The following is a 23,420-nucleotide window of genomic DNA, read 5'->3' on the forward strand; positions in this document are numbered from 1 at the left end:
AAGATCTGTAGGCATGGTGGAACGCCCGTTCGTCATCAGGCGGACGGGCTTCCGTGTTTCCCCCTCAGGACCGCATTCCCCGAGGCCGCCTTGAAGGCACAGGACGTCATGCCCATGCCCACACACACCTACCGACGCTGCCCCGGAAAGGGTCCGAAGAGGGATCACATGTCCCACCGGCAACTCAGCATTCGTAAACGGTGCGAGAACATTCTCGGCCATCTGGATCTGACCCACCCCTTCTCCCTCGACGTGCTGTGCAACCGGATAGCCGAGCAGCGGGGCCGCCCCATCCGGCTCCACCCGCTCCCGAAGGAGGCGGCGGAGTCCGGGATCTGCGGACTGTGGGTGGGCACGGTCAGCGTCGACTACGTCTTCTACGAGGCGCAGACCACCCCGCTGCACCGGGAGCACATCGTCCTCCACGAGCTCGGCCACATCCTCTTCGGGCACAACTCGCTGGAGGGCGAGGAGACCGACGGCGAGGTTCCCACCGTGCTCGGGCGCACCAACTACACCACCCGCCAGGAACAGGAGGCGGAGATGCTCGCCAGCATGATCCGCATCCGCACGGCGAACGCCGGCCCGCGCCCGGCCGACCGGGACCGCGGCACTCTGGCCCGGCTGGAGTCGGCGATGGGCTACGAGTGGGGCAACGATGGCAGCTGACCTCACGGCCTTCGGCGACTGGCTCGCCGTCCCCAGCGTGGTGTGCCTGTGGGCCGCCGTCCTGCTCCGCGCCCCCGGCGCCCTGCGCTCCCCCCAGCAGCGCGGCCTGTGGCTGGCCGTCGCCACCGCCGCCGCCGCGATGACGCTGAACCTCCCGGACGTGGTGAGCTACGCGATGAGCCGCGGCGCCGGCTACGCCCACACCATCGGCCTCGTCCGCAACCTCATCGGTGTCCTGTCGGCGGGCGCCGTGCTCTACTTCGTCGCCGCCGCCACCCGCGGCCGCAGGCTCCAACTCGCCTCCTGGATCGCCACGCTGGCCTGGCTGGGCGCGCTCCTGGCCCTGGACGCGGCCGCGCCCGGCCACGGCACGCACACCATGCCGCCGGTCGGCGACCCGGTGCCCTCCCTCGCGTACTGGCTGGTGCTGATCTGCGCGCACGTCATCGCCAACACCGTCTGCGTGGCCCTGTGCTGGCGCTACAGCCGGCGCACCGAGAGCCGGGGCCTTGCCGCCGGACTGCGCCTGTTCGGCCTCGGCACCGCGCTCGCCGGACTGTTCTGGCTGGCGTACCTGCTCAAGGCCCTGTTCGGCAGCACGTGGGCGATGCCCGCCCTCCCGCTGCTGATGAACCTGCACGGTCTGCTGCGCGCCGCCGCGATCCTCGTGCCCACCCTGTTCACGCTCCGCCGCACCGCCGCCGACACCGCCACCGCCTGGCGGCTGTGGCCGCTCTGGCGCGACCTGGTCGAAGCCGTCCCGCACGTGGCCCTCAACAAGCCGCGCGCCGGCCGGGTGGTGGAGCTGCTGTGGCCGCCGGTCCCGCGCAACCTGCTGGTGTACCGCAAGGTCATCGAGACGCGCGACGCGATCCTGATCCTGGGGGAGTACGCGGCCCCGGGCGCGCTGGAGCGGGCCCGCGGCCAGGCCGCCGGACAGGGGGTCCCCGAGCAGCGGCGCACCGCGGCCGCGCTGGCCCGCGTACTGAAGGAGGCGCGGCAGGCGAAGCTCGACGGACTGCCCGGGCGGCCTGGCGAGGCCGCCGCGCTGGAGCTGCCCGCCTCGATCCACACCTCGCAGGAGGGCGGGGACCTTGCGGACGAGGCCCGGTTCCTCGTCGACGTGGCCCAGGCCTACGTCTCCCCCGCCGGCGCCACGTCTGTCAGCACAAGGAAGTGAACCCGTCTTGACGACCGCAGGAACCACCGTACTGATCACCGGGGCCAGCGCCGGACTGGGCGCGGCCTTCGCCCGCGGCTTCGCGGCCAAGGGCTGCGACCTGGTCCTCGTGGCCCGCGACAAGGACCGGCTCGAAGCCGTCGCCGCGCGACTGGGCCGCGAGTACGGCACCGAGTGCGAGGTGCTGCCCGCCGACCTGCTGGACGCGGGGGACTGCGCGGCGGTCGCCGAGCGGCTCGCCGACCGGTCCCGGCCCGTGGACATGCTGGTCAACAACGCGGGCTTCGGACTGCCCGCGCCCTTCCCGTACAGCCCGGTCGAGGATGAGGAGCGGATGCTCGACCTGCTCGTGAAGGTCCCGCTCCGGCTCACCCACGCCGTCCTGCCGGGCCTGCGCGAACGCCGCCGGGGCGCGGTCCTCAACGTCTCCTCGGTGGCGGGGCTCCTGCCGACCGGCACGTACGGGGCCGCCAAGGCCTGGATCACCGCGTTCAGCGAGTCGCTCCGGGTGGACATGGCGCCGTACGGGGTCCGGGTGCTGGCCGTGGTCCCGGGCTTCACCCGCACCGAGTTCCAGGAGCGCGCCGGCATGGACGTCAGCGCGCTGCGCGAAGCGGTCTGGCTGGAACCGGAGGCCGTGGTCGCCCAGGCCCTGAAGGACCTCGCCCTGCGCCGCCCGGTCAGCATCACCGGCCGCCGCTACCAGGCGTACGCCCTGGCGGCCCGCCACCTCCCCCGCGCCTTCGTGGCCCGGAAACTGGCCCGCAACCGCCGCCCCCCGGCCGACCCGGACGCGTGACCCGGGCGCACGACCCAGCCCGCGGACCGGGTCCGCGGGCACCCGGCTAGAGCTCGGTGACCTTGCCGTCCTCGACCCGGAGGCGGCGGGTCACCGAGACCGCGTCGAGCATGCGGCGGTCGTGGGTGACCAGCAGGAGGGTGCCCTCGTAGGCGTCGAGGGCGGACTCCAGCTGCTCGATCGCCGGGAGGTCGAGGTGGTTGGTGGGCTCGTCCAGGACCAGCAGGTTCACCCCGCGGCCCTGGAGCAGCGCCAGCGCGGCCCGGGTGCGCTCGCCCGGGGAGAGGGTGGCCGCCGGGCGCAGTACGTGGGCCGCCTTGAGACCGAACTTGGCCAGCAGGGTGCGCACTTCGGCCGGCTCCGTCTCCGGGACCGCCGCGCAGAAGGCCTCCAGCAGCGGTTCGTCGCCGAGGAACAGGCCGCGGGCCTGGTCCACCTCGCCGACGAGGACGCCGGAGCCGAGGGTCGCGGAGCCCGAGTCCGGGGCCAGCCGGCCCAGCAGGACGGCGAGGAGGGTGGACTTGCCGGCGCCGTTGGCCCCGGTGATCGCCACCCGGTCCGCCCAGTCGATCTGCAGGCTGGCCGGCCCGAAGGCGAAGTCGCCCCGCTTGACGGCCGCTTCGCGCAGCGTGGCCACCACCGAACCGGAGCGCGGCGCCGCCGCGATCTCCATCCGCAGCTCCCACTCCTTGCGGGGCTCGTCCACGACCTCCAGCCGCTCGATGGCCCGCTGCGTCTGGCGGGCCTTGGCGGCCTGCTTCTCGCTGGACTCGCCGCGCAGGTTCTTGCCGATCTTGTCGTTGTCCGAGGCCTTGCGGCGGGCGTTGCGCACGCCCTTGTCCATCCAGTTGCGCTGCATCTGGGCGCGGCCCTCCAGGGCCGACTTCTTGCCCGCGTACTCCTCGAACTCCTCGCGCGCGTGGTCGCGGGCGCGCTCGCGCTCCTCCAGGTACGCGTCGTAGCCGCCGCCGTAGAGGTTGATCTGCTGCTGGGCCAGGTCGAGTTCGAGCACCTTGGTGACCGTCCGGGTCAGGAACTCGCGGTCGTGGCTGATGACGACCGTGCCCGCGCGCAGCCCCTTCACGAACCGCTCCAGCCGCTCCAGGCCGTCCAGGTCCAGGTCGTTGGTGGGCTCGTCGAGGAGGAAGACGTCGTAGCGGGACAGCAGCAGCGAGGCCAGACCCGCGCGGGCCGCCTGGCCGCCCGAGAGCGCCGTCATGGGCAGGTCCAGACCCACCATGAGGCCGAGCTCGGCGGCGACCTCCTCGGCCCGCTCGTCGAGATCGGCGCCGCCGAGGTCCAGCCACCGGTCCAGCGCGGTCGCGTACGCGTCGTCCGCGCCCGGCGTCCCGTCCACCAGCCCCTGCGTCGCCGTGTCCAGTTCCGCCTGCGCGGCGGCCACACCCGTACGGCGGGCCAGGAAGTCCCGGACCGACTCGGCGGGCCGGCGCTCCGGCTCCTGCGGGAGGTGGCCGACGGCGGCGGTCGGCGGGGAGAGCCGCAGCTCCCCGGTCTCGGGGGTGTCCAGCCCGGCGAGCAGGCGCAGCAGGGTGGACTTCCCGGCGCCGTTCACGCCGACGAGGCCGATGACGTCGCCGGGGGCGACGACGAGGTCGAGATCGGCGAAGAGCGTGCGCTCACCGTGCGCGGCGGTGAGCTTCTTGGCGACGAGGGTTGCAGTCATGATGTGCCGATCCTATCCGGGCGGACGGCGGTCCCGCGGATGGCTGAATAGGTGGGAAGCACGTCATTGCGGCCATCGGGCCCCGCGTCACACCATGGGGTCATGTCGTCGCGAAACGTGCTCGTCGTCCTCTACGACGGGGTGCAGAGCCTGGACGTGACCGGGCCGGTGGAGGTGTTCGCCGCCGTGGCCCGGTTCCCGGGTCTGGCCGGGTACCGGATCGGCACGGTGTCGCCGGGAGGCGCTCCGGTCCGTACGAGCAGCGGGCTGACGCTGGTGCCGGAGGGGGACCTGGAGAGCGCCCGCCCGGGAGCCGGGACCACGCTGCTGGTGCCCGGGGGCCGGTACACGGCCGACTTCGAGCCGCGGCTCACCGGCTGGCTGCGCGCCCACGGGGGTGGGGCGGAGCGGCTGGTGTCCGTGTGCACGGGCGGGCTGCTGCTGGCGGAGGCCGGACTGCTGGACGGGCGGCGGGCGACGACGCACTGGTACGTGTGCGAGCAGATGGCGCGCGACTACCCGGCCGTGGCGGTGGAGCCCGACCCCATCTACGTACGCGACGGACCGGTGGCCACCTCGGCCGGGGTCACGGCCGGGATCGACCTCGCGCTCGCGCTGGTGGAGGAGGACCACGGGAAGGACGTCGCGCTGGCGATCGCCCGCCACCTGGTGGTGTTCCTGCACAGGCCGGGCAACCAGGCGCAGTTCAGCGCGCAGCTGGCGGCCCAGACCGCCCGGCGGGAGCCGCTGCGGGACGTACAGCAGTGGATCACCGAGCACCCGGACGGCGACCTCAGCGTCGAGGCGCTCGCCGCGCGCGCCCGCCTCTCGCCGCGCCACTTCGCGCGGGCCTTCCAGACGGAGACGGGGGTGACCCCCGGCCGGTACGTGGAGCGGGTGCGGGTGGAGCACGCCCGGCGCCTGCTGGAGGAGGGCTCCTCGGGCATCGCCCAGGTCGCCCGCGCCTGTGGGTACGGCACACCGGAGGCACTGCGCCGCGCCTTCGTGAAGACGCTCGGCCAGCCCCCGACGGAGTACCGCCGCCGCTTCGGCCCACCCCGGGCCCGCTAGCCGCACCGACGGCCGGCCCGCCGGCCAGCCAGACAGACAGCCAGCCAGCCAGACAGACAGTCGGCCAGACAGCCGGCCGCACCTATGGACTAGGCAGCACCCATCGACCGCTCCGGAGGAGCCATGCAGATCGCCGTACTGCTCTACGACCGCTTCACCGCCCTCGACGCCATCGGGCCCTTCGACACGCTCGGGCGGCTCCCCGACGCCGAGGTCGTGTTCGTCTCCGAGCGGCCCGGGCCCGTGCGGACCGACAACGGGGCGCTCGCGCTCGTCGCCGACAAGGGGCTCGACGAGGTCACCCGGCCCGACATCGTGATCGTGCCCGGCGGGCCGCACCCCGAGGTGGAGATGGAGAACCCCGCCGTACTGGAGTGGCTGCGGGCCGTCGACGCCACCAGCACGTGGACCACGTCCGTGTGCACCGGATCCCTGCTGCTGGCCGCCGCCGGCCTGCTCGACGGCCGGCGGGCCACCAGCCACTGGCTGTACCTGGACCGGCTGCCGAAGCTCGGGGTCGAGCCCACCGGCGAGCGCGTGGTCTTCGACGGGAAGTACGTCACCGCGGCCGGGGTGTCCTCCGGGATCGACATGGGCCTCACCCTGCTCGGCAGGATCGCGGGGGACGAGCTCGCCCAGACCGTCCAGCTGATGACCGAGTACGACCCGCGGCCGCCCTACGACGCAGGCTCGCCGGACAAGGCGCCCGCCGAGCTCGTCGCCCGGCTGCGGGCGCACAACCCCCTGGCGTAGCCCGGGGCGTCACCGCCTCACGGGGTCCAGGTGAAGCGGGGCGCCCGGCGCTCCAGGAACGCGGCGACGCCCTCCGCGGCGTCGTCGCTCTCCGCCGCCTCGGCGTCCCAGTGTCCGTCCCGGTCCGTCCGGCCGTCCGCGAACTCCTTGGCCGCCGCCTGCGTCAGCTGCGAGCGCGAGGCCAGGATCCGGGTGAACTCGGCGACCCGCTTGTCCAGCTGCCCGGCCGGCAGCAGCTCGTTGAGGAACCCGGCGCGCAGCGCCTGGTCCGCGCCGGTCAACTCCGCCGAGAAGAGGAGGTACTTGGCCCAGGCGGGGCCGACCAGGGAGGCGAGCCTGCGGGTGGAGGACGCCGGGTAGACGATGCCCAGCTTCGCCGGGGTCACCCCGAACGACGCCCCCTCCTCCGCGAAGCGCAGATCGCAGGCCGCCGCCAGCTGGCTCCCGCCGCCCACGCAGAACCCGCGGATCGCCGCCAGCGTCGGCTTCGGGAAGGCGGCCAGGGCCTCCTCCGCCGTCACGGCGAGGGCCCGCGGGTCCTCGTCCCCGGTCAGCGAGGAGATGTCGGCGCCCGCGCAGAAGGTCGGTCCGGCACCGGTCAGGACGAGCGCCCGCACCGCGGGGTCGCCCGCCAGGCCCGTCAGCAGCTCCGGGAGCGCCCGCCACATCGAAGCGGTCATGGCGTTGCGCTTGGCGGGGTGCGAGATGACGACGGTGGCGACCCCGTCGGTGACCGTGTGCAGGAGGGTGGCGTCGAGGGCTGCGTCCATGCGCCGGATGCTATCCCGGGCGGTCGTACCTATGATCAAGGGAGTCCGTCCGGGGGTGCGAGGAGGTGGCGCGTCCATGGGCACAGACCGTGCGGACCGTACCGGGGCCGGGGCCGCGGCCACGGGCCGGGAACCGCAGCGGGAGAAGAAGAAGCTCCACCGCAGTTACGGGCTGCTGGCGCTGCTCGGGGTGATCCTCGTGCTGGCCGGTCTGGTCGGCCTCGTCTACACCGGCCTCGCCACGCTCACCTCGATGTTCCTCTTCGGCTGGCTGCTCCTGATCGGCGGTGTGGTGGGCCTGCTGCAGGCCGTGCAGTCGCGCAAGAGCAACTACTTCTGGCTCGCCGTCGTCGTCGCCGCGATCAACCTCGCGGCCGGCTTCGTGATCCTGCGCCGTCCCGAGGCGAGCGCCGAGGCGCTGACCATGTTCGCCGCGCTGCTCTTCCTGACGGGCGGCCTGTTCCGGCTGGTCGGAGCGCTGGTGGTGCGCGGTTCGAACTTCGGGCTGGCGCTCGTCCAGGGGGCCTTCGGGGTCCTGCTGGGGGTCCTGATCCTCTCCAACTGGCCCGGCGACAGTCTGTACGTGATCGGAACCTTCTTCTCCCTCGCCCTCCTGTTCGACGGCCTGAGCCTGATCGCCCTGGGCATGGGAGCCCGCCGCATCCTGGGCTTGGTCAGGGAAGACGAGGAGCCGCGGGAGGCGGCCGCGGCGGACGGGGCCCGCGAGGCGGCCGCGAAGCGCCCCGCAGAAGATCAGGAACAGTCGAACAACTGACTCTGTCATACGCCAGTGGTCAGAATGTGTCCGATTGACGCTGACTTCTGGTCAGCAGTCCGGTCCGGACCAGCCGGTTCCCCACTCTTGACGCGTGGAGACGATCGAGCGTGAAGACGGGGGACGGAAGATGGATGTCAGCGGGAGTGTCCCGCCAGCCAGGGAGGGGGAGCCGGAGGCTCCGGCCGACCCCCTCGCGTACGAGGGCGTGTGGAGGTTCACGGCGCCCGCGGTAGAAGAATCCGTTCCGCAGGCCCGCCGGGCGGTCCGGGACCTGCTCGGGCGCCAAGGGGTGCCGGCCCATCAGGACCTCGTGTACTCCCTGCTCCTGATCGTCTCCGAACTGGTGACGAACTCGGTCCGGCACGCCGCCCTGCTCTCGCCGGAGGTCGCGGTCGAGGTCGCGATCGGCCGGGAGTGGGTGCGGGTGGCGGTCGAGGACAACCACCCGTACCGGCCCAAGGCGCTGGAGGCCGACTTCGGCCAGACCGGCGGCCGGGGTCTGCTCCTCGTACGGGAGGTGACGCTGGAGGCCGGCGGGGTCTGCGACGTCGAGCACACCTCGACCGGCGGCAAGGTCATCTGGGCGGCCCTGCCGCTCGCCACCCCGCCGGCCGCCGGCTGAGCGGCGGACGAGCGGGACGGCGTACGGCGCGTACAGCGGGACGGTTGCGGAAGGACCGCCCCAGCGGAAGCACGTCCGGACTACCAGCCGGCCGCGTCGCCGGTCAGCTCGCGGATCGCGGGCCGCGCCGCGTCCAGCACGGTCATGAACCAGGCCGAGAACGGCACTTCGGCGTGCCGCTTGGCCAGCTCCTCGGCGGTGACGAAGGCAGTGGCCTCGACCTCCTCCGGATCCGGCCGCACGACGGTCTGCGCGAGTCCCACGAACAGGTGATTGAACTCCTGCTCCACCAGACCCGAAGCGGGGTCCGGGTGGTTGTAGCGCACCGTCCCCGCCTGCGCGAGCAGCGAGGGCGACAGCCCCAGCTCCTCGTGGGTCCGCCGGGCCGCGGCCGCGAACGGCGACTCTCCGGGATAGGGGTGACCGCAACAGGTGTTCGACCAGACGCCGGGGGAGTGGTACTTCCCGAGGGCCCGCTGCTGGAGCAGCAGACGGCCCTGCTCGTCGAAGAGGAACACCGAGAACGCCCGGTGCAACTGCCCGGGCGCCTGGTGGGCGGAGAGTTTCTCCGCCGTGCCGATGGTGTTGCCGGACTCGTCGACCAGTTCGAGCATGATCGGTTCTTGAGTACCGGTGCCGTTGGACGCGCTGTTCGCGGCGGTGGCTGGTGTGGTCGGCATACCCATCCTTCGCTTCGGACTTCGGCCTTCAGTCTGCCGTACAAAAGCGGCTTGTCCCCACTTCGGAGATCCGCGCATGTCCGCCCCCCGGCGCGTGCTAGGCGACGGGGGGCGGATCACATCACGTACGGCATCGCCTGACGCCGCGCAGGCGTCAGACCCCGAACGGGGCCGGGTACCCGATCGTTCCCGCCGGAACCGGAACGGAATCGTCCAGCACCAGCGCCATCATCGCCTCGTCCGGAACCTCGAAGGGCGCCCGGATCCCGAAGCGCGACGCCGGCGTGAAACCGAAGCGCGGGTAGTACTCCGGGTGCCCGAGCACGAGGACCAGGGACTCCCCGCGCTCCGCGGCCGCCGCGAGCAGGGCCCGTACGACCGCGCTGCCCGCGCCCGAGCGCTGGAACGCGGGAGCCACGGCCACCGGGGCGAGCGCGAGCGCCCGTACCCCGTCGACCTCGCACGCGGTGAGCAGGGCGTGCGCCGCCACCGACCCGTCCGGGGCCTCGGCCACGTACGACAGCCCGGGCAGCCAGGCGCCGTCCCCGCGCAGCGCGTCCACGAGGTCCGCCTCCAGCGGAGTCTCGAAGGCCGCCAGGTTGACCTCCCGTACGGCGGCCACGTCGGCCGCGGTCTCGGGGCGGGCCGGCCAGGCGTCGCCGTCCCCGGCCGTCACCGGGCGCAGGACGTAGCCCGTGTACCCGTACTCGTGTCCGTGCCGGGCCCGTACGTCGAGCTCCTCGCGGGTCCCGGCCAGGGCCGCGGCCATCGCGGGGGCGTCGGCGCCGGCCCCGGAAAGGGCACGGACCCGCTCGGCGAGCGGGTCGTAGTACTCGGCCCAGTCCGAGTCGGGCAGGTGGTGCACGCCGAGCACCTGGTACCCGGCGGCCTGGGCGGCCGCGAGATTGCGGGCGGTGGTGCGCAGCGCGTAGTGCGGGTCCCAGAAGGCGCGGGCGCCCGCGGACGGCTCGGGCACCGTCCACTGGCACTCGGTCAGGACGAGGGTGCCGCCCGGGGCGAGCAGCCGCTTCCACCGCGCGAGCGCGGCGTCGAAGCCGAGGATGTAGGCGGAGCCCTCCGCCCACACGAGGTCGAAGGAACCGTCGGCGAAGTCCTCGCCCGTCAGCGCGCCCATGTCCGCCTCGACGGTGCGGACGCGGCCGGTGAGCCCGCGGGCCGCGGCGGCCGTGCGGAGCTCTTCGAGGAAGGGGGCGTACAGGTCGACGGCGGTCACCGCGGCGCCGGAGGCACCGCCCGCCTCGGCGGCGAGCAGCAGGGCGCTGCGGCCCGGACCGCAGCCCAGGTCGAGGACGCGCGGCCGCTCGGGGAGCGGTCCGCACAGGGACAGCAGCCGGCGGGTGCTCGCGTCGGAGCCCGGAGCCTGCCGGGGCAGACCGCGGTGCACGGCGAAGAAGGCCTCGGTGAAGGCGTCACCGGTAAAGGTGTCACCGCCGGCGGAAAGGTCGCCGTCGGCGGAGGCGTTGTTGTCGGTCAACGTGAACCCTTGGAACGGGGGCTCCGGCCGACGAGGCCCAGCTCTGTGATCAGGCCCGGCCGGATGCCCGGAGGAAACGGGAAATGGGGATGCACCGGAGTTCGCTGCGCATGGCCGCGACCACTGCGACGGTCATCAACCCACCTCTTTCCACTCGACTCGTTCAGGGGCGTGTCCACCGTAACATCCGGGCCGTTTGTGGTACCGCGCGGTGATCACCGATGATGATCGCAACCCGGCCCGGGGCCGCGATATTCGGCTTATCGGGGCCTAAACGGGTGATGAACCCCTGCTTCCATTCATCCGATAGCCTCTGCCGACGTGCCGCCGTCCCATAGGCGACCGTCCGGAATCCGTTACAAGGAGTGAGTTCGTCTGCCGACCGTCATCCTCACCGGCCTGCCGGTCCCCGGATCACCGCTCACGGACGAGCTGCGCTCCCTCGGCTTCGAGGTCCGCCCCGCCACCGGTCCCGAGGACGCCGCCGCCGCACTGGCCGCCGTCCCCGCCGACGAGCGGGTGGCCGTCGTGGACAGCGCCTTCGTCGGGCACGTGCACGCCCTGCGCCTCGCGCTGACCGATCCGCGCTTCGACGCCTGCGCCGTCACCGGCGCACTCGCCGTCCTGCCCGGCGCCCGTGACGCACTCGACAAGGCCGCCGCTCTCGCGACCGGCGCCGCAGCCGACGGCACCGGCCCGTACGCGGACCGGCTCGCCGCCTCGGTCGAGGCCGCCGGGACCGCCGTACAGCGCCCCGAGCTGGGCACCCTCGTCGCCACGGTCCCCGCCGGTCCGGCGGACCGGGACGCGGCGACCGCCGCCGTCGCCGCCGTCGACGACGAGGCCGTCCGCCTGCGGACCGCCGTGAAGTCCCGCGACGGCTTCTTCACCACCTTCTTCATCAGCCCGTACTCGCGCTACATCGCCCGCTGGTGCGCGCGCCGCGGCCTCACCCCGAACCAGGTCACCACCGCCTCGCTGATCACCGCGCTGATCGCGGCCGGCTGCGCGGCCACCGGCGAGCGCTGGGGCTACGTGGCGGCCGGCGTGCTGCTCCTCGTCTCCTTCGTCCTGGACTGCACCGACGGGCAGCTCGCCCGCTACTCGCTCCAGTACTCGACGATGGGCGCCTGGCTCGACGCCACCTTCGACCGCGCGAAGGAGTACTCCTTCTACGCGGGCCTCGCGCTCGGCGCGGCCCGGAACGGCGACGACGTCTGGGCCCTGGCCGTCGGCTCCATGATCCTCATGACCTGCCGGCACGTCGTGGACTTCTCCTTCAACGAGGCCAACCACGACGCCACCGCCGCTGGTACATCTCCTTCTGGGAGCCCCACGGCGGCGCTCTCCGCCAAGCTCGACAACGTCGGCTGGACCGTGTGGGTCCGGCGGATGATCATTCTTCCGATCGGTGAGCGCTGGGCGATGATCGCGGTGCTGACCGCCGTCACCACCCCACGGATCGTCTTCTACGCCCTCCTCGCCGGCTGCGCCTTCGGCGCGCTCTACACCACCGCCGGCCGGGTCCTGCGCTCCCTGTCCCGCAAGGCCACCCGCACCGACCGCGCGGCCCAGGCCCTCGCCGACCTCGCCGACTCCGGCCCGCTCGCCGAGCTCCAGGCCCGGCTGCTGCGCGGCCGCGCCGGTTCCTTCGGGTCCGTGTACGTGGCCGCGCCGGGCGCGGTGCTGATGATCGGGGCGGCCCTCGCCCTGCCGTTCGGCGACCCGAGGCTGATCGCCGTCGCGGTGATCTACGTCATGGCGTCCGGGCCGGCCGTCGCCGCGCCGCTCAAGGGCGCCCTGGACTGGCTGATCCCCCCGCTGTTCCGGGCCGCCGAATACGTCACGGTCCTCGTGCTCGCCGCCAAGGCGGACGTCCCCGGAGCCCTTCCGGCGGCATTCGGCCTGATCGCGGCGGTCGCCTACCATCACTACGACACGGTGTACCGCATCCGCGGCGGCACCGGCGCGCCCCCGCACTGGCTGGTGCGGACGATCGGCGGCCACGAAGGCCGGGTCCTGCTGCTCACGGTCCTGGCGGCCGTCCTCGCCTCGCGCGAAGCGGACTTCCCCGTCGCGCTCACGGCCGCGGCCGTGTTCGTGGCACTCGTGGTGCTCGTCGAGAGCATCCGATTCTGGGTCTCCTCCGGAGCACCCGCCGTACATGACGAAGGAGAACCAGCATGATCGGCCTTGTACTCGCTGCCGGTGCCGGACGCCGTCTGCGTCCCTACACCGACACCCTGCCCAAGGCGCTCGTGCCGGTCGGCCCCGAGGGTGACGAGGAGAGCCTCACGGTCCTCGACCTGACGCTCGGCAACTTCGCCGAGGTCGGTCTCACCGAGGTCGCGATCGTCGTCGGCTACCGCAAGGAAGCCGTGTACGCGCGCCGGGAGGCCCTGGAGGCCAAGTACGGCGTCAAGATCACGCTGATCGACAACGACAAGGCCGAGGAGTGGAACAACGCCTACTCCCTGTGGTGCGCGCGTGACGTCCTCAAGCAGGGCGTGATCCTCGCCAACGGCGACACCGTCCACCCGGTCTCCGTCGAGCAGACCCTGCTCGCCGCCCGCGGCAACGGCCAGAAGATCATCCTCGCCCTCGACACGGTCAAGAACCTGGCCGACGAGGAGATGAAGGTCGTCACCGCCGACGGGAAGGGAGTCCAGAAGATCACCAAGCTGATGGAGCCCTCCGACGCCACCGGCGAGTACATCGGTGTCACCCTCATCGAGCCCGAGGCCGCCGAGCAGCTCGCCGAGGCCCTGAAGACCACCTTCGAGCGCGACCCCGACCTCTACTACGAGGACGGCTACCAGCAGCTCGTCAACGACGGCTTCACCATCGACGTGGCCCCCATCGGCGACGTCAAGTGGGTCGAGATCGACAACCACGACGACCTCGCCAAGGGCCGGACGATCGCATGCCAGTACTGACGAGGCTCATCCCCTCGCCCGTCGTCGTCGACATCAGTCGCGGGGCGATGGACGACCTGGCCGGCCTCCTGGCCGACCAGCGGATCTCGGCCTCCGGCAAGCTGGCCATCGCGATCAGCGGAGGCTCCGGCGTGGCGCTGCGCGCCAAGCTGGAGCCCGTGCTGCCGCACGCCGACTGGTACGCGGTCGTCGACGGCACCATCGACTCCGCGGTCAAGCTGGCCGACGACATAAAGGGCCGCCGCTACGACGCCGTCGTGGGCCTGGGCGGCGGCAAGATCATCGACGTGGCGAAGTACGCCGCGGCGCGGGTCGGCCTGCCCATGGTGGCCGTCGCCACCAACCTCTCGCACGACGGCATCTGCTCGCCGGTGTCCATCCTGGACAACGACAACGGCCGCGGTTCCTACGGCGTCCCCACCCCCATCGCCATGGTCATCGACCTCGATGTGATCAAGGACGCCCCGGTGCGGTTCATCCGCGCCGGCATCGGCGACGCCATCTCCAACATCTCGGCGATCGCCGACTGGGAGCTCTCGCACCGGATCACCGGTGAGCCCGTCGACGGCCTGGCCGCCGCCATGGCCCGTACCGCCGGCGAGTCCGTGCTGCGCCACCCCGGTGGCTGCGGCGACGACGAGTTCCTCACCGTGCTCTCCGAGGCCCTCGTCCTCTCCGGCATCGCCATGTCGATCAGCGGGGACTCCCGCCCGTCGTCCGGCGCCTGCCACGAGGTCAGCCACGCCTTCGACCTGCTCTACCCGGGGCGCTCCGCGCTCCACGGCGAGCAGGTCGGCATCGGCGCCGCCTTCGCGATGCACCTGCGCGGGGCCACCGAGCAGTCCGGCCTCTTCGCCGAGGTGCTGCGCCGGCACGGTCTGCCGGTGGCGCCCGAGGAGATCGGTTTCAGCGTCGACGAGTTCGTCACGGCCGTCGAGTACGCCCCCCAGACCCGCCCGGGACGCTTCACGATCCTGGAGCACCTCAACCTGTCCGCCGCCGAGATCAGGGACGCTTACGCCGACTATGCCAAGACCATCCGTAGCTGAACTCCGGCCCGTCGTGCACCCGGCGGGCGTCAAGGACCGGGTCAGCGGCGAGCACTGGGGCGGGCGCCTCTACATGCGCGAGATCTCCCTGCGCATCACCCGCCTCCTGGTCACCACCAAGGTCACGCCGAACCAGCTGACCTACGTGATGACCCTCGCCGGCGTCCTCGCCCTTCCGGCCCTGCTGGTGCCGGGCATCCTGGGCGCCGTCCTCGGCGTGGTCGCGGTCCAGCTCTACCTGCTGCTCGACTGCGTCGACGGAGAGGTCGCGCGCTGGAAGAAGCAGTTCTCGCTCTCCGGGGTGTACCTGGACCGGGTGGGCGCCTACCTGTGCGACGCGGCCGTCCTCGTGGGCTTCGGCCTGCGCGCGGCGGACCTGTGGGGCACCGGGCGGATCGACTGGCTCTGGGCGTTCCTGGGCACCCTCGCGGCGCTCGGCGCGATCCTGATCAAGGCCGAGACCGACCTGGTCGGCGTCGCCCGTCACCAGGCCGGCAAGCCGGTGGTCAAGGACGCGGCGGCCGAGCCGCGCTCGTCCGGCATGGCGCTCGCCCGCCGGGCCGCCGCCGCGCTCAAGTTCCACCGCCTGGTCCTCGGCATCGAGGCCTCGCTGCTCATCCTGGTGCTGGCCGTCCTGGACCAGATGCGCGGCGACCTGTACTGGTCCCGCGTCGGTGTGGCCGTCCTGGCCGGCATCGCGGTGCTGCAGACCGTGCTGCACCTGGTGTCGATCCTGGCCTCCAGCAGGCTCAAGTGACCGCCCCGATGCGGCTGGGCGCCGTGATCATCACCATGGGCAACCGGCCCGACGAGCTCAAGGCGCTCCTCGACTCGGTGGCCCGTCAGGAAGGCGACCCCGTCGAGGTGGTCGTCGTCGGCCAGGGCGTCGAGGTCACCGGGCTGCCCGAGGGTGTGCGCAGCATCACGCTGCCCGAGAACCTGGGCATCCCGGGCGGCCGCAACGTCGGCATCGAGGCCTTCGGCCCCGGTGGCGGCGAGGTCGACGCGCTGCTCTTCCTGGACGACGACGGGCTGCTGGAGCGCACCGACACCGCCGAGCTGTGCCGCCAGGCCTTCGCCGAGGACCCCGCACTCGGGATCGTGAGCTTCCGGATCGCCGATCCGGACACCGGTGAGACCCAGCGCCGGCACGTGCCGCGGCTGCGCGCCTCGGACCCGATGCGTTCCTCCCGCGTGACCACCTTCCTGGGCGGCGCCAACGCCGTCCGCACGACGGTGTTCGAGCAGGTCGGAGCGTTGCCGGGCGAGTTCTTCTACGCGCACGAGGAGACCGATCTGGCCTGGCGGGCGCTCGACGCCGGGTGGCTGATCGACTACCGGGCGGACATGGTCCTGCTGCATCCGACCACTGCCCCCTCCCGGCACGCGGTCTACCACCGTATGGTGGCTCGTAACCGGGTGTGGCTCGCCCGCCGCAACCTGCCCGCTCCGCTGGTCCCGGTCTACCTGGGCGTCTGGCTCCTGCTGACGCTCGTACGCAGGCCCTCGGCACCGGCGCTCAAGGCCTGGTTCGGCGGATTCCGTGAGGGATGGACCACTCCCTGCGGGCCCCGCCGCCCCATGAGATGGCGTACGGTCTGGCGGTTGACCCGCCTGGGCCGACCACCTGTCATCTGACCGGCCCGCGTCTGGGAACATGGCGCGATCACGGGCCTCGCGCCACCAGCCTGATGCCCACCTGGCCGCATCTTGAAGACGAAAGTTTCAACTTGTGAGTGACACAACCCACGACGGCGCCCTCGCCACGAGCAGGCCGCCGTCCGACGACGCGGGGCTCAGCGCCGCCGAGCTCGCCAGGAAGTACGGCCTCTCCGTCAGCGGTGCCCGGCCCGGCCTGCGCGAGTACGTGCGCCAGCTCTGGGGACGGCGCCACTTCATCATGGCCTTCTCCCGGGCCAAGCTGGTCGCGCAGTACAGCCAGGCGAAGCTCGGCCAGGTCTGGCAGGTGGCGACCCCGCTGCTGAACGCGCTGGTCTACTGGCTGATCTTCGCGCTGATCCTGAACGCGGACCAGGGCATGCCGAAGGGGGTCTACATCCCCTTCCTGGTGATCGGGATCTTCGTCTTCACCTTCACCCAGAGCTCCCTGATGGCGGGTGTCCGGGCGATCCCCGGGAACCTCGGCCTGGTCCGCGCACTGCACTTCCCGCGCGCCTCCCTGCCGATCTCCTTCTCGATGCAGCAGCTCCAGCAGCTGATGTACTCGATGATCGTCGTGTTCGTGATCGTCATCTCCTTCGGGAACTTCCCTCAGCTGTCCTGGCTGCTGGTCCTCCCGGTGCTGGTGCTGCAGTTCGTCTTCAACACCGGCCTCGCCATGGTCTTCGCGCGGGCGGGCTCCAAGACCCCCGACCTCGCGCAGCTGATGCCGTTCGTCACGCGCACGTGGATGTACGCCTCCGGCGTCATGTTCTCGATCAGCGAGATGCTCAAGGACAAGCCCGCGTGGATCGCGGACGTGCTCCAGTGGAACCCGGCGGCCATCTACATGGACCTCATCCGGTTCGCGCTGATCGACGGCTACGGCGCGGAGAACCTGCCGCCGCACGTCTGGGCGTTCGCGGTCGGCTGGGCCGTGGTGATCGGCCTCGGGGGATTCGTGTACTTCTGGAAGGCTGAGGAGCGTTACGGCCGTGGCTGAGAACTCCATGGGGCGCGTCCCCACCGTCATCGCCGACGACGTCCACATCGTCTACCGGGTCAACACCGGCAGCTCCGGCAAGGGCAGCGCCACCGCGGCGCTGAGCAAGATAATCCGCCGGGGCAAGGGCGACGCCCCCGGCGTCCGCCGGGTCCACGCCGTGCGCGGGGTCTCCTTCACGGCGTACCGCGGCGAGGCGATCGGCCTGATCGGTTCCAACGGTTCCGGCAAGTCGACCCTGCTGCGCGCCATCGCGGGCCTGCTGCCCTGCGAGGCCGGCAAGGTCTACACCGACGGCCAGCCCTCGCTGCTGGGTGTCAACGCGGCGCTGATGAACGACCTCACCGGTGAGCGCAACATCGTCCTCGGCGGTCTGGCGATGGGCATGAGCCGCGAGCAGATCAAGGAGCGTTACCAGGGCATCGTCGACTTCTCGGGCATCAACGAGAAGGGCGACTTCATCTCCCTGCCGATGCGCACCTACTCCTCGGGCATGGCGGCGCGACTGCGCTTCTCCATCGCGGCGGCCAAGGACCACGACGTCCTGATGATCGACGAGGCCCTGGCCACCGGTGACCGCAGTTTCCAGGTGCGTTCGGAGAACCGCATCCGCGAACTGCGGGAGAAGGCCGGCACGGTCTTCCTGGTGAGCCACAACAACAAGTCCATCCGCGACACCTGTGACCGGGTGCTGTGGCTGGAAAAGGGCGAGCTCCTGATGGACGGGCCCACCGAGGAAGTCGTCTCGGCCTACGAGAAGGCCTCCAACGGCTGACCTCCGGGTCGCGGGGCGCCCGCGCGGCGCCCGTCCGTTCCTTTCGAAGGCCCCTGCTGCCGTGCGTGGCGGGGGCCTTCGGCGTGCTTTCGCATTCCGCCGCGACATTCGACGCCGGAGCGAATACCCGAGAGGCCTCCGCGGCGTTCTACAGCGTAAGCTGAAGCGGTCCTGAATCGCGGCAAGAGGGGACGATTCCCCGCAGGTGAACGGCCCTGGGGCAGCCCCGGGGAAACCCCCGGCGGCGTGTCCGAAATGGGATGTATTGGGTCGGCAGTGTAGAACGGGAGATGTGACGGCAATGGCTACGGGAATTCTCCGGCCCCCAGGCACGACGGCCGTCCCCGCCCCGGGCGGCGGGCGGTGACCGCGGCGCACGGCATCCGGCCCCTGTCCGACACGGTCCACGTGAGCGCCACCCTCGACAAGGCTTCGGCGGAGAACTTCCCCGTCGCCCCCGCCTTCCTCCCGCGCGCCTGGCGCGACGGGCTGACCGCCGTCTACGGGTACGCCCGCCTCGTCGACGACATCGGCGACGGCGACCTCGCACCCGGCGGACGCGACGCCGTGCTCCTCGGCCTCGACCCGGCCGCGGCCGACGACCGACTCGCCATGCTCGACGCCTTCGAGGCCGACCTGCGGCGCGTGTTCGGCGGCACGGACGGCCCCCCGCGGCACCCGCTGCTGCTCGCCCTCCAGCCCGTGGTCCGCGCCCACGGCCTCACCCCCGAGCCCTTCCTCGGGCTCATCGAGGCCAACCGGCAGGACCAGCGGGTCACCCGCTACGAGACCTACGGGGACCTGGTCGGCTACTGCGAGCTCTCCGCGAACCCGGTGGGGCGCCTCGTGCTCTCCCTCACCGGCACCAGCACCCCCGAGCGCGTCCGCCGCTCCGACGCCGTCTGCACCGCCCTGCAGATCGTCGAGCACATCCAGGACGTCGCCGAGGACCTCGGCAACGACCGGATCTACCTGCCCGCCGAGGACATGCGGCGCTTCCACGTGGGCGAGGCCGACCTGGCGGCCCCGTCCGCCGGCGCGTCCGTACGCTCCCTGGTCGCATTCGAAACTGAGCGCGCACGCGAACTGCTGAATGAAGGCACCCCCCTCGTGGGTAGCGTGCACGGCAGACTCCGGCTGCTGCTCGCGGGTTTCGTGGGAGGAGGGCGCGCAGCCCTGCGAGCCGTCACGGCCGCCGGCTTCGACGTACTCCCCGGCCCGCCCAAGCCCACCAAGAGCGGCCTGCTCCGCGAGGTTGCCGCCGTCCTGCGCACAGCGCCGAGAAAGGGGTGAGCCCGACCGTGGAGGGCCCCACACACGCGTCCGCACCGGCTGCGATGTCCGCACCGATTTCGGCCGCCTACAGCTACTGCGAGGCCGTCACCGGTTCACAGGCGCGCAATTTCGCGTACGGCATCCGGCTGCTGCCCACCGACAAGCGGCAGGCGATGTCGGCGCTGTACGCCTTCTCGCGGCGCGTCGACGACATCGGCGACGGCACCCTGCCGCCCGAGGCCAAACTGGCCCGGCTGGAGGAGACCCGCGCCCTGCTCGGGCGGATCCTGGCCGAGGAGGTCGACGAGGACGACACCGACCCGGTCGCCGTCGCCCTCGCGCACGCCGCCCGCCGCTTCCCGATCCCGCTCGGCGGCCTCGACGAACTCATCGACGGCGTCCTGATGGACGTCCGCGGCGAGACCTACGAGACCTGGGACGACCTCAAGGTCTACTGCCGCTGCGTGGCCGGGGCCATCGGTCGGCTCTCGCTCGGCGTCTTCGGCACCACGCCGGGCGCGGCCGACGCCGGGCGCGCCGCCGAGTACGCCGACACGCTCGGCCTCGCCCTGCAACTCACCAACATCCTCCGCGACGTTCGTGAGGACGCGGGCAACGGACGCACCTACCTGCCCGCCGAGGACCTCGCCAAGTTCGGCTGCTCGGAAGGCTTCCACCGTGACCTGGCGCCCGCCGGCGCCGACTTCGCGGGGCTCGTCCACCACGAAGTCCGGCGCGCCCGCGCCCTGTTCGTCGAGGGCTACCGGCTGCTGCCGATGCTCGACCGGCGCAGCGGCGCCTGCGTGGCCGCCATGGCCGGCATCTACCGCCGCCTCCTCGACCGCATCGAGCGGGAGCCGGAGGCGGTGCTGCGGGGCCGCGTCTCGCTGCCGCCGCACGAGAAGGCGTACGTCGCCGTGCGCGGCCTGTCCGGCCTCGACGCGCGGACCATCTCCCGCCAGAGCACGCGGAGGCGGCCCTGATGGCTCCCACCACCCGGACCCCGGCGAAGGCTCGGGGCGCACTCCCGGCATGCGCGCCCGCGCCGCACCGGGCCGCACGGGCCGACCGCACGGGGGCGTCCCTCACGGCGCGCCGCGCGGACGGGGCCGCGGGCGCGTCCGGCGCCCGGGCAACCACCGCGACGGCGGGCGCGTCTCTTCCCGCGGGCTCCGGCCGTGCCGGGCGGGCCGCCGCACGCGCGGCGGCACCGTCCGCTCAGGACCGGCCGGCCGGCCCGGAAGGCGGCCGCACCACGGGGGAGGGCGCATGACCGGCACCGAGCACCACGCCGTCGTCGTCGGCGGCGGCCTCGCCGGGGTCACCACCGCCCTCGAACTCGCCGACGCCGGGCTCCGCGTCACCCTGCTCGAAGGCCGCCCCCGGCTCGGCGGGCTCGCCTTCTCCTTCAAGCGCGGCGACCTCAACGTCGACAACGGCCAGCACGTCTACCTGCGGTGCTGCACCGCCTACCGGTGGTTCCTCGACCGCGTCGAGGGCGCCGCCCTCGCCCCCCTGCAGGACCGGCTCGACGTACCCGTCCTCGACGTGGCCCACCCCGGCGGCCCGCGCCTGGGCCGGCTGCGCCGCAGCGCCCTGCCCGTGCCCCTGCACCTGGCCGGATCGCTGGCCCGCTACCCGCACCTGTCCCTCGCCGAGCGGGCGAGCGTCGGCCGCGCCGCCCTCGCGCTGCGCCGCCTCGACCCCGCCGACCCGGCCCTGGACGGCCTGGACTTCGCGACCTGGCTCGGCCGCTACGGGCAGAGCCCGCGCGCCATCGAGGCCCTGTGGGACCTCGTCGGCATCGCCACCCTCAACGCCACCGCCGAGCAGTCCTCGCTGGGCCTGGCCGCCATGGTCTTCAAGACCGGGCTGCTCTCCGAGAACGGCGCCGCCGACATCGGCTGGGCCCACGTACCCCTGGGCGACCTGCACGACGGGCTCGCCCGCAAGGCCCTCGACGCGGCGGGGGTCCGCACCGAGCTGCGCACCCGGGTCACCGGCATCTCCCGTACCGCCGACGGGAACTGGCGGATCGACACCGAGGGCGAATCCCTCGACGCCGCCGCCGTCGTCCTCGCCGTCCCGCAGCGCGAGGCGCACGGACTGCTCCCGGCCGGCGCCCTCGCCGACCCCGACAAGCTCCTCGACATCGGCACCGCGCCCATCCTCAACGTCCACGTCGTCTACGAGCGCAAGGTGCTCAAGCAGCCCTTCTTCGCCGCGCTCGGCTCCCCGGTGCAGTGGGTCTTCGACCGCACCGACTCCTCCGGACTCCCCGACGGCGGCCAGTACCTGGCGCTCTCCCAGTCCGCGGCCCAGGACGACATCGACGAGCCCGTCTCGGTCCTGCGCGCCAAGTACCTGCCCGAGCTGGAGCGACTGCTCCCCGCCGCGCGGGGCGCCAAGGTACGGGACTTCTTCGTCACCCGGGAGCGGACGGCCACCTTCGCCCCCACCCCCGGGGTCGGCCGGCTGCGCCCCGGAGCGCGCACCGACACGCCGGGGCTCTACCTGGCCGGTGCGTGGACTGCCACCGGTTGGCCCGCGACCATGGAGGGCGCCGTCCGGAGCGGAATGAGCGCGGCGCACGCCGCACTCGCCGCGCTCGGCCGCCACCGCGACCACCCTCTGCAGGAGGCGGCATGACGATCACCACGAGCACGACGAGCACCACCAGCAACACCGGCACAGCAGGTACAGGAACAAGAGGAGAGCCAGTGAACCCGGGGAATCCGGCCGTCGAGAACACGGATGCCAGTGTGGGCACGGCCGGAAGGGGCGTGGAGAAGGCGGACACGATCGCCCTCCTGGAGCGCGGCCGCACACTGTCGACCCCCGTGCTCCGCGCCGCCGTGGACCGGCTCGCCGCGCCCATGGACACCGTCGCCGCCTACCACTTCGGCTGGATCGACGCCCAGGGCAACCCGGCGGACGGCGACGGCGGCAAGGCCGTGCGCCCCGCCCTCGCGCTGCTCTCCGCCGAGGCCGCGGGCGCCGCGGCCGAGGTCGGCATCCCGGGCGCCGTCGCCGTCGAGCTCGTGCACAACTTCTCGCTGCTGCACGACGACCTGATGGACGGCGACGAGCAGCGCCGCCACCGCGACACGGTGTGGAAGGTGCACGGACCCGCCCTCGCGATCCTCGTCGGCGACGCCCTCTTCGCCCTCGCCAACGAGGTGCTGCTGGAGCTCGGCACCGTCGAGGCCGGCCGGGCGACCCGCCGCCTGACCACCGCCAGCCGCAAGCTCATCGACGGCCAGGCACAGGACATCTCCTACGAGCACCGCGAGCGCGTCAGCGTCGAGGAATGCCTGGAGATGGAGGGCAACAAGACCGGCGCGCTGCTCGCCTGCGCCGTCTCCATCGGCGCCGTGCTCGGCGGCGCGGACGACCGTACGGCCGACAAGCTGGAGGAGTACGGCTACCACCTGGGCCTCGCCTTCCAGGCCATCGACGACCTGCTCGGCATCTGGGGCGACCCGGAGGCCACCGGCAAGCAGACCTGGAGCGACCTGCGCCAGCGCAAGAAGTCCCTGCCGGTGGTCGCCGCCCTCGCGGCCGGCGGCCCGGCCTCCGAGCAGCTCGCCGAACTGCTCGCCGCGGACGCCAAGGCCAGCGACTTCGAGAACTTCTCGGAGGAGGAGTTCGCGGCCCGCGCGGCGCTCATCGAGGAGGCCGGCGGCCGCCAGTGGACCGCGGACGAGGCACGCCGCCAGCACGCCATCGCGATCCGGGCCCTCGACGACGTCGCCATGCCCCAGCGCGTGCGCGAGCAGCTCGTGGACCTCGCCGACTTCGTCGTCGTGCGCAAGAGGTGATCGCCACCCGACAGCGGATATGAATCGCGAGTCGCCGGCCGGCGCCGCCGCCTGAGCGTGGCGCGCACCGGCCGACGGCAGACCCCAGCACAGCAGAGGACACTGTTCTAAGGGGAAGCCATGACAGCGACGACCGACGGCAGCGCCGAGGGCGCTGCTGCTGGCAGCGAATCGACCCCGGGCCTCCAGGCGCCCCCCGGCGTGGGGCACGCCCGCGGCCCGGCCGCCGAGGCGGGGCTCCCGGCCCCGTCCCACGCGGCCCGGCCCGGCCCGGGGGGGGGGGGGGGGGGGGGGGGCGGGGGAGGGAGGGGGGGGGGGGGGGGGGGGGGGGGGGGGGGGGGGAGGGGGGGGGGGTGGGGGGGGGGGGGGGGGGGGGGGGGGGGGGGGGGGGGGGGGGGTTC

23 protein-coding genes are annotated in these 23,420 nt (G+C 72.8%); 18 read left to right on the forward strand and 5 right to left on the reverse strand.

Going from position 1 to position 23,420, the window contains the following annotated elements:
- Positions 1-168 precede the first annotated feature (168 nt).
- Genes ACZ4VT_RS28390 through ACZ4VT_RS28400 form a run of 3 tightly spaced genes read left to right on the forward strand, consistent with a single transcriptional unit; the run spans position 169 to position 2,648 of the window.
- Positions 169-669, forward strand: a complete 501-nt coding sequence (locus tag ACZ4VT_RS28390; protein ID WP_362797927.1) for a hypothetical protein — start codon at positions 169-171, stop codon at positions 667-669.
- Positions 659-1,849: an MAB_1171c family putative transporter gene (locus ACZ4VT_RS28395; RefSeq protein ID WP_467953839.1), complete on the forward strand. Its 1,191-nt coding sequence runs from the start codon at positions 659-661 to the stop codon at positions 1,847-1,849. The genes ACZ4VT_RS28390 and ACZ4VT_RS28395 overlap by 11 nt, the downstream gene beginning before the upstream one ends.
- 7 nt (positions 1,850-1,856) lie before the next feature.
- Positions 1,857-2,648, forward strand: a complete 792-nt coding sequence (locus tag ACZ4VT_RS28400; protein ID WP_467953840.1) for an SDR family NAD(P)-dependent oxidoreductase — start codon at positions 1,857-1,859, stop codon at positions 2,646-2,648.
- 46 nt (positions 2,649-2,694) lie between these two features.
- Here ACZ4VT_RS28400 and ACZ4VT_RS28405 read toward each other — a convergent pair whose 3' ends face one another.
- Positions 2,695-4,332, reverse strand: coding sequence for an ABC-F family ATP-binding cassette domain-containing protein (locus tag ACZ4VT_RS28405; protein ID WP_467953841.1), 1,638 nt, complete (start codon positions 4,330-4,332; stop codon positions 2,695-2,697).
- 102 nt (positions 4,333-4,434) lie between these two features.
- Between ACZ4VT_RS28405 and ACZ4VT_RS28410 the strand changes: the two genes are divergently transcribed.
- Both ACZ4VT_RS28410 and ACZ4VT_RS28415 read left to right on the forward strand, forming a co-directional pair.
- Positions 4,435-5,403: a GlxA family transcriptional regulator gene (locus ACZ4VT_RS28410; protein ID WP_467953843.1), complete on the forward strand. Its 969-nt coding sequence runs from the start codon at positions 4,435-4,437 to the stop codon at positions 5,401-5,403.
- Positions 5,404-5,526: 123 nt separating this feature from the next.
- Entirely contained in the window at positions 5,527-6,156 is a 630-nt protein-coding gene (locus ACZ4VT_RS28415; RefSeq protein WP_467953844.1) for a DJ-1/PfpI family protein, read from the forward strand.
- Positions 6,157-6,173: 17 nt separating this feature from the next.
- Here ACZ4VT_RS28415 and ACZ4VT_RS28420 read toward each other — a convergent pair whose 3' ends face one another.
- A complete protein-coding gene (locus tag ACZ4VT_RS28420) occupies positions 6,174-6,926 on the reverse strand; it encodes an enoyl-CoA hydratase/isomerase family protein (RefSeq protein ID WP_467953846.1) in 753 nt (250 codons plus the stop codon).
- Positions 6,927-7,002: 76 nt separating this feature from the next.
- Between ACZ4VT_RS28420 and ACZ4VT_RS28425 the strand changes: the two genes are divergently transcribed.
- A complete protein-coding gene (locus tag ACZ4VT_RS28425; protein WP_467953848.1) occupies positions 7,003-7,701 on the forward strand; it encodes an HdeD family acid-resistance protein in 699 nt (232 codons plus the stop codon).
- Positions 7,702-7,831: 130 nt separating this feature from the next.
- Positions 7,832-8,326, forward strand: a complete 495-nt coding sequence (locus tag ACZ4VT_RS28430; protein WP_051837113.1) for an ATP-binding protein — start codon at positions 7,832-7,834, stop codon at positions 8,324-8,326.
- A gap of 80 nt (positions 8,327-8,406) precedes the next feature.
- On the opposite strand, the gene idi is transcribed toward ACZ4VT_RS28430, so the two are convergent.
- The 3 genes from idi to ACZ4VT_RS28445 all read right to left on the reverse strand — a co-directional run bounded on the left by idi (position 8,407) and on the right by ACZ4VT_RS28445 (position 11,053).
- Positions 8,407-9,006: an isopentenyl-diphosphate Delta-isomerase gene (gene idi, locus ACZ4VT_RS28435; protein ID WP_467953849.1), complete on the reverse strand. Its 600-nt coding sequence runs from the start codon at positions 9,004-9,006 to the stop codon at positions 8,407-8,409.
- A gap of 154 nt (positions 9,007-9,160) precedes the next feature.
- Complete coding sequence (locus tag ACZ4VT_RS28440) at positions 9,161-10,411, reverse strand: GNAT family N-acetyltransferase (protein WP_467953882.1); 1,251 nt, start codon at positions 10,409-10,411, stop codon at positions 9,161-9,163.
- Positions 10,412-10,915: 504 nt separating this feature from the next.
- Complete coding sequence (locus tag ACZ4VT_RS28445) at positions 10,916-11,053, reverse strand: hypothetical protein (RefSeq protein WP_362797913.1); 138 nt, start codon at positions 11,051-11,053, stop codon at positions 10,916-10,918.
- On the opposite strand from ACZ4VT_RS28445, the gene ACZ4VT_RS28450 reads away from it, so the two are divergent.
- From ACZ4VT_RS28450 to ACZ4VT_RS28500, 11 genes are all read left to right on the forward strand, one after another.
- Positions 11,030-12,688, forward strand: coding sequence for a DUF5941 domain-containing protein (locus ACZ4VT_RS28450; RefSeq protein WP_467953850.1), 1,659 nt, complete (start codon positions 11,030-11,032; stop codon positions 12,686-12,688). The two genes, ACZ4VT_RS28445 and ACZ4VT_RS28450, sit on opposite strands and share 24 nt — an antisense overlap.
- Positions 12,685-13,437 (forward strand): phosphocholine cytidylyltransferase family protein, encoded by a 753-nt coding sequence (locus tag ACZ4VT_RS28455; RefSeq protein ID WP_467953851.1) that lies wholly within the window; start codon positions 12,685-12,687, stop codon positions 13,435-13,437. The genes ACZ4VT_RS28450 and ACZ4VT_RS28455 overlap by 4 nt, the downstream gene beginning before the upstream one ends.
- Positions 13,425-14,486 carry an iron-containing alcohol dehydrogenase family protein gene (locus ACZ4VT_RS28460; RefSeq protein ID WP_467953853.1) on the forward strand — a complete coding sequence of 354 codons (1,062 nt, stop codon included), beginning with the start codon at positions 13,425-13,427 and terminating at the stop codon, positions 14,484-14,486. Before ACZ4VT_RS28455 ends, ACZ4VT_RS28460 begins: the two co-directional genes overlap by 13 nt.
- Entirely contained in the window at positions 14,464-15,243 is a 780-nt protein-coding gene (locus tag ACZ4VT_RS28465) for a CDP-alcohol phosphatidyltransferase family protein (protein WP_404954236.1), read from the forward strand. Before ACZ4VT_RS28460 ends, ACZ4VT_RS28465 begins: the two co-directional genes overlap by 23 nt.
- An 8-nt stretch (positions 15,244-15,251) precedes the next feature.
- Complete coding sequence (locus ACZ4VT_RS28470) at positions 15,252-16,124, forward strand: glycosyltransferase family 2 protein (RefSeq protein WP_467953884.1); 873 nt, start codon at positions 15,252-15,254, stop codon at positions 16,122-16,124.
- A 94-nt stretch (positions 16,125-16,218) separates the two neighbouring features.
- Positions 16,219-17,148, forward strand: a complete 930-nt coding sequence (locus ACZ4VT_RS28475) for an ABC transporter permease (protein ID WP_467953855.1) — start codon at positions 16,219-16,221, stop codon at positions 17,146-17,148.
- A 7-nt stretch (positions 17,149-17,155) separates the two neighbouring features.
- Positions 17,156-17,923, forward strand: coding sequence for an ABC transporter ATP-binding protein (locus ACZ4VT_RS28480; protein ID WP_362798131.1), 768 nt, complete (start codon positions 17,156-17,158; stop codon positions 17,921-17,923).
- Positions 17,924-18,286: 363 nt separating this feature from the next.
- Complete coding sequence (hpnC, locus tag ACZ4VT_RS28485) at positions 18,287-19,216, forward strand: squalene synthase HpnC (RefSeq protein WP_467953856.1); 930 nt, start codon at positions 18,287-18,289, stop codon at positions 19,214-19,216.
- On the forward strand, positions 19,213-20,181 hold the full coding sequence (gene hpnD, locus ACZ4VT_RS28490; RefSeq protein WP_467953857.1) for a presqualene diphosphate synthase HpnD: 969 nt from the start codon (positions 19,213-19,215) through the stop codon (positions 20,179-20,181). Before hpnC ends, hpnD begins: the two co-directional genes overlap by 4 nt.
- Positions 20,182-20,467: 286 nt before the next feature.
- Positions 20,468-21,847 (forward strand): hydroxysqualene dehydroxylase HpnE, encoded by a 1,380-nt coding sequence (hpnE, locus tag ACZ4VT_RS28495; RefSeq protein ID WP_467953859.1) that lies wholly within the window; start codon positions 20,468-20,470, stop codon positions 21,845-21,847.
- Positions 21,844-23,019 carry a polyprenyl synthetase family protein gene (locus ACZ4VT_RS28500; protein ID WP_467953861.1) on the forward strand — a complete coding sequence of 392 codons (1,176 nt, stop codon included), beginning with the start codon at positions 21,844-21,846 and terminating at the stop codon, positions 23,017-23,019. The genes hpnE and ACZ4VT_RS28500 overlap by 4 nt, the downstream gene beginning before the upstream one ends.
- The last annotated feature ends 401 nt before the right edge of the window (positions 23,020-23,420 follow it).

Source organism: Streptomyces sp. NPDC029164 (assembly GCF_055563995.1).

Excerpts from the sequence above, each read along its gene's own strand:
- ACZ4VT_RS28390 (WP_362797927.1), top strand. The coding sequence starts at position 169 with ATGTCCCACCGGCAACTCAGCATTCGTAAACGGTGCGAGAACATTCTC.
- ACZ4VT_RS28395 (WP_467953839.1), top strand. The coding sequence starts at position 659 with ATGGCAGCTGACCTCACGGCCTTCGGCGACTGGCTCGCCGTCCCCAGC.
- ACZ4VT_RS28405 (WP_467953841.1), bottom strand. The coding sequence starts at position 4,332 with ATGACTGCAACCCTCGTCGCCAAGAAGCTCACCGCCGCGCACGGTGAG.
- ACZ4VT_RS28410 (WP_467953843.1), top strand. The coding sequence starts at position 4,435 with ATGTCGTCGCGAAACGTGCTCGTCGTCCTCTACGACGGGGTGCAGAGC.
- ACZ4VT_RS28415 (WP_467953844.1), top strand. The coding sequence starts at position 5,527 with ATGCAGATCGCCGTACTGCTCTACGACCGCTTCACCGCCCTCGACGCC.
- ACZ4VT_RS28420 (WP_467953846.1), bottom strand. The coding sequence starts at position 6,926 with ATGGACGCAGCCCTCGACGCCACCCTCCTGCACACGGTCACCGACGGG.
- ACZ4VT_RS28425 (WP_467953848.1), top strand. The coding sequence starts at position 7,003 with ATGGGCACAGACCGTGCGGACCGTACCGGGGCCGGGGCCGCGGCCACG.
- ACZ4VT_RS28430 (WP_051837113.1), top strand. The coding sequence starts at position 7,832 with ATGGATGTCAGCGGGAGTGTCCCGCCAGCCAGGGAGGGGGAGCCGGAG.
- idi (WP_467953849.1), bottom strand. The coding sequence starts at position 9,006 with ATGCCGACCACACCAGCCACCGCCGCGAACAGCGCGTCCAACGGCACC.
- ACZ4VT_RS28455 (WP_467953851.1), top strand. The coding sequence starts at position 12,685 with ATGATCGGCCTTGTACTCGCTGCCGGTGCCGGACGCCGTCTGCGTCCC.
- ACZ4VT_RS28460 (WP_467953853.1), top strand. The coding sequence starts at position 13,425 with ATGCCAGTACTGACGAGGCTCATCCCCTCGCCCGTCGTCGTCGACATC.
- ACZ4VT_RS28465 (WP_404954236.1), top strand. The coding sequence starts at position 14,464 with ATGCCAAGACCATCCGTAGCTGAACTCCGGCCCGTCGTGCACCCGGCG.
- ACZ4VT_RS28470 (WP_467953884.1), top strand. The coding sequence starts at position 15,252 with ATGCGGCTGGGCGCCGTGATCATCACCATGGGCAACCGGCCCGACGAG.
- ACZ4VT_RS28480 (WP_362798131.1), top strand. The coding sequence starts at position 17,156 with ATGGGGCGCGTCCCCACCGTCATCGCCGACGACGTCCACATCGTCTAC.
- hpnE (WP_467953859.1), top strand. The coding sequence starts at position 20,468 with ATGACCGGCACCGAGCACCACGCCGTCGTCGTCGGCGGCGGCCTCGCC.
- ACZ4VT_RS28500 (WP_467953861.1), top strand. The coding sequence starts at position 21,844 with ATGACGATCACCACGAGCACGACGAGCACCACCAGCAACACCGGCACA.